The 4,207-nt window shown below is 62.9% G+C and carries 3 protein-coding genes; 2 read left to right on the top strand and 1 reads right to left on the bottom strand.

Translation table 11 applies throughout. From position 1 onward, the window contains the following. The first annotated feature begins 244 nt into the window (after nucleotides 1–244). Complete coding sequence (locus tag ABTU92_RS27905) at nucleotides 245–700, top strand: DUF3597 domain-containing protein (protein WP_408094842.1); 456 nt, start codon at nucleotides 245–247, stop codon at nucleotides 698–700. Nucleotides 701–773: 73 nt separating this feature from the next. Here the strand turns inward: ABTU92_RS27905 and ABTU92_RS27900 are convergent, their stop codons facing one another. Next, nucleotides 774–1,760: a helix-turn-helix domain-containing protein gene (locus tag ABTU92_RS27900; protein WP_408094841.1), complete on the bottom strand. Its 987-nt coding sequence runs from the start codon at nucleotides 1,758–1,760 to the stop codon at nucleotides 774–776. 432 nt (nucleotides 1,761–2,192) lie between these two features. Here ABTU92_RS27900 and ABTU92_RS27895 point away from each other — a divergent pair. Continuing rightward, the coding region (locus ABTU92_RS27895) for a methyl-accepting chemotaxis protein (RefSeq protein ID WP_408094840.1) at nucleotides 2,193–4,207 on the top strand (2,015 nt) is incomplete at its 3' end.

Below are 4,207 nucleotides of genomic sequence, written 5' to 3'. Positions count from 1 at the left end.
TTCTCGGATCGGCTCTCAGGATCGAGAGGCGGGGCAAGAAGGGCTGCCACGGACATTATCGATCTCCTGGTTGATGAACAGACGACCGGCGGCCAGCGATAGACAAAGCGACGGTTGTGGATGGAACTATATTCTTATTTTGTTCCATGTGCCAAGCCATACGTCCGCAATCCCTCGGAAGACCGTGGATCAAACAGCCCCAAAGGAGGTTTTACGTTCCGGCACCACTTCGTGAGGATGATCGATGAGCGTTCTCGGTACCATCATGTCGCGGATCTTCGGGCATGCACGAGCGGAAGACGGCCCCGCTCCCGCCTCCACGTCCAGCCCCCCGCCTTCCGCAGCTCCCGGCTCGGCATCGCCGGCGCCCAGCGATCGCTCTACCCCGCTGCCCAGCGCTCCTCCGGCATCTACACCGCCCTCCGGCCGCCCCTCCGGGGGAGACGTGGATGTCGCAGCCGTACTGACGGAGAAGGCGGCCAAGCGGACGGAAAATCTGGACTGGCGCCGTTCCATCGTGGATCTGATGAAGCTTCTCGATCTCGACAGCAGCCTGGCGGCCCGCAAAGAACTCGCCAGAGAGCTCCACTACTCGGGCGATACGAACGACAGCGCCACCATGAATGTATGGCTGCACGGGCAGGTGATGAAGAAGCTGGCCGAGAACGGCGGCCGGGTGCCTGACGATCTGAGGGCCTGATCCTGCATCGAATCATAATGCAGTGGCGTCACCCGAAGCACACCAGCTCGGGTGGCTCCGCGCGGCAACAGCTTCACCTGTAGGGACGTCCATAGGGCCGGTAACGCCGAAGAGTTTCACTCGGGGTCTCCCCATACATTTCCCGGTAGACCCGGCCGAAATCGCTCAGGTGAGGAAAGCCCGCCGTCCTGGCGATCGACGTGACGGTCTGATTGGGCTGGGCCTGCTCCAGCAAGGTCCGCGCCACGGTGAGACGATGTCGTTGTATATATTGCATGATGGTGGAGTCGAACTCCCGCCGGAATATGATCTGCAGGGAGCGGAGTGACAGCCCGGCCTGCTCGGCCAGGGCCATCAGGTCGATGTGTCCACTGGACTGCGCATGGATGAAGTCCACGGTCCGGCGCAGCGTCTCCGCGTTCCGGCTCACCTTGGGTCTACGATCAGACCGGGATCGCGCGGCGAGGATCTGGGCGGCTCTCAGTGTAAGGAGTTGCTCCTGCGCGAGCCAGAACTGTTCCGAGTCCAGAATTTGCCCCGGCTCCTTGTCCGCCATGGCGACCATGACCTGCAGGTGGCGCGTGAGCTGGGCGAGACCGGGCAGCGCCTGATCGCCTCCCGCCATCGACAGGGAGGTCAGGAAATTCTCCTCGATCTCGAAAGTGCGCATGGCCTCCGCAACTGCCGCATCCTGTAATCGCAACACGACGAAACGGCCTTTTCGAGCCGTGCCAGAGAACTCGTCACTCGGCAGAAAGACCGCCCGATCCTGCTGAAGCTCGGTCTGCTGCCCGGCCTGCACGAGTTCGAGCGGCGCGCTGGGCACAAGAACGCGAACTGTGGACGTCGATTCGAGCCTGAACGATACACCGGCGCCGTGATCGATCGTCTGCACCAGAGGCCCATCGTCGCGACCTTGGAATACCAGCGTGCTGACGGTCCCGTAGTAGAAGGTGTTTTCAATGAGGTCCAGGCGCTCGATTTCCGGCCCTTTGCTGATGATGCTGTGTCTGACTTCGTCGAACGACGAAGAGCTGAGCCAATGCAGGCGTCTTCCCATGCGGACCGCCTCTATCGGGCGCTGCTTCGTTTTTTTGTCATTCTTTCGCTTCCTATATATAGACTATTAACATGATACTGTGGCCAATCGGCAGTGTCGAGATGTCGCGCTAAAAATATGTGTATCAGGTGATTGTCTGACCGGTGACAGCCTCTCTTGACAGGCTAATGCTTTGGAATAGCCTTCGTTTTCACACGACCATTCGCTGCTCCGCGTGGTAATGTTACGTATAAAGCGTATTTTAGCATTTGCTTAATCGAATTTGGCTTTCCTGAGCCAACACGTATCCGAGTCAAACTATCCACCTCCTCATCTTGGAAGCGAGCTTGCAGCACCGTGTCGTGTGCGAGGCCCCTCGCCATGTTGCAAGGCACTTCCGGTCGTCCGCCACAAGGTGCGCCGATCGCGCCGCCCTTTCAGAGGATTCCAAACATGACCACGGAACCGGCTGCAGGCCGTTCGGGACTTATGGGTATCTTTGCCGATCGCAAGATCGGCACCAAGATCACGTTTGGGTTTGCGTGCGTCCTGGGCATCCTGGCGCTCGCCTCGGGGGCTTCGTATGTCGCCTTCCAGAAGGCCGAGACTGGCTTCGACAATTATGCCCAGCGGGTCGAGGTGGTGAGGATCGTCAGTGATGTCGACCGCGATTTTCTCGCGTTCCGCCGTTACGTCCGCGAGTACTGGATGACCGGCGTGGAACAGAATGTTCAAATGGCCGGGGAGCGCCGCAAGCGGCTGGAAAGCACCATTTCGGAGGGGCTCCGGATCATTCAAAACCCCGAGCGACACGCCAGGATGGAGGGCATACGGGACCAGGTCGCGGTCTATGCGAAGGGGTTCGAGCAGCTGATCCCGTTGCGGCGCGAGCAGGTGAAGCTGACCGAGGATGTTCTGGATTCCGGTGGACGTCAGCTGCGGCTCGATTTCGACGGCTTGCGGGCAGACGCCGCGCGGGCCGGGCAGCCGGACGCCGCTGGCCTGTTCAGCGAGGGCCTGCAGGCCGTCATGCAGGTGCGCCTGAACGTCAACAAGCTGTTGCTGCGTCACGATCCCGCCACCGAGCAGGCTGCCGAGAAGGACGTCGCCGAGCTGAAGCGAATCGTCGGCGACTTGGAGCGGCAACCGCTCGGTCCGGACCTGCGACGCCGCTTGGAGCAGGCCCGGATGCTGGTTGGCCGCTACGAACAAGGCTTCCGGCGGGCGAACGAGATCACGCGCGACATCGAAGCCCTGATCAACGGGAACATGTCGAAACAGGCGGATGCTCTCGCCGCCGATGCGGCTGCGATCAAAACGTCTGGTATCGCCGACGAACGCAGGATCCAGGACGAGACCGCGAGCCTGATCGCCAGCACCGGAACACTCGTGCTGATACTTGCAGCCTGCGGCCTCGTTCTCGGTGTGGCTCTGGCATGGCTGATCGGGCGCGCGATCACCAAGCCGCTGGTGGGCCTGGTCGATGCCATGCGTCGGCTCGGTGCCGGCGATTTCACCGTGGTGCTGCCGGGTCTCGGCCGCAAGGACGAGGTCGGCCAGATGGCGGAGGCCGTCGAGGCCTTCAAGGTCATGTCCGAGGACAAGGCGCGGCGGGAGGCGGAGGAGAAGGCCGAGAGCGACCGCAAGGCGTCGGCGGACCGGAAGGAGGCCATGGTGAAGCTGGCCGATGCGTTCGAAGGGGCGGTCGGCAACATCATCGAAACCGTGTCCTCCGCCTCGACCGAGCTGGAAGCCGCTGCGGGAACCCTGACCAAGACCGCCGAGACGACCCAATCGCTGTCCGGGACGGTCGCCGCGGCGTCCGAGCAGGCGTCCAGCAACGTGCAGTCGGTGGCCTCGGCGACCAACGAGATGGCCTCGTCAGTGAGCGAGATCAGCCGTCAGGTGCAGGAGTCCTCGCGGATCGCCGCAGAGGCGGTCCGGCAGGCGGAAACCACCGATGCGCAGATCACCGAGCTGTCTCAGGCGGCGAACCGGATCGGCGACGTGGTGAAGTTGATCACGGCGATTGCCGAGCAGACCAACTTGCTGGCCCTCAATGCCACCATCGAGGCGGCCCGGGCCGGCGAGGCGGGCAAGGGCTTCGCCGTCGTGGCCCAAGAGGTGAAGGCGCTGGCGGCGCAGACCGCCAAGGCGACCGGCGATATCTCGTCTCAGATCGCCGGGATGCAGACGGCGACGCAAGGCTCGGTTGCCGCCATCAAGACCATCGGCGGGACGATCGGCCGGATCGCGGAGATTTCCGCAACGATCGCGGCGGCCGTCGAGGAGCAGGGGGCCGCGACGCACGAGATTGCCCGCAATGTCCAGCAGGCGGCCTCCGGGACCACTCAGGTGGCCGGCAGCATCACCGAGGTCAACCGGGGAGCGGGTGAAACCGGCTCCGCCTCGGCCCAGGTCCTGTCGTCGGCCCGGTCGCTCGCCAACGAGAGCAACCGGCTGAAGCT

Source organism: Rhodoplanes sp. SY1 (assembly GCF_046000175.1).
Classification (GTDB): domain Bacteria; phylum Pseudomonadota; class Alphaproteobacteria; order Rhizobiales; family Xanthobacteraceae; genus Rhodoplanes.
Note: the sequence above shows the minus strand (reverse complement) of the source record. Positions and strands in the feature narration are given on the sequence as shown.

What these genes read in the sequence shown, in the direction of transcription:
- ABTU92_RS27905 (WP_408094842.1), top strand. Translation starts at nt 245, where the DNA reads ATGAGCGTTCTCGGTACCATCATGTCGCGGATCTTCGGGCATGCACGA.
- ABTU92_RS27900 (WP_408094841.1), bottom strand. Translation starts at nt 1,760, where the DNA reads ATGGGAAGACGCCTGCATTGGCTCAGCTCTTCGTCGTTCGACGAAGTC.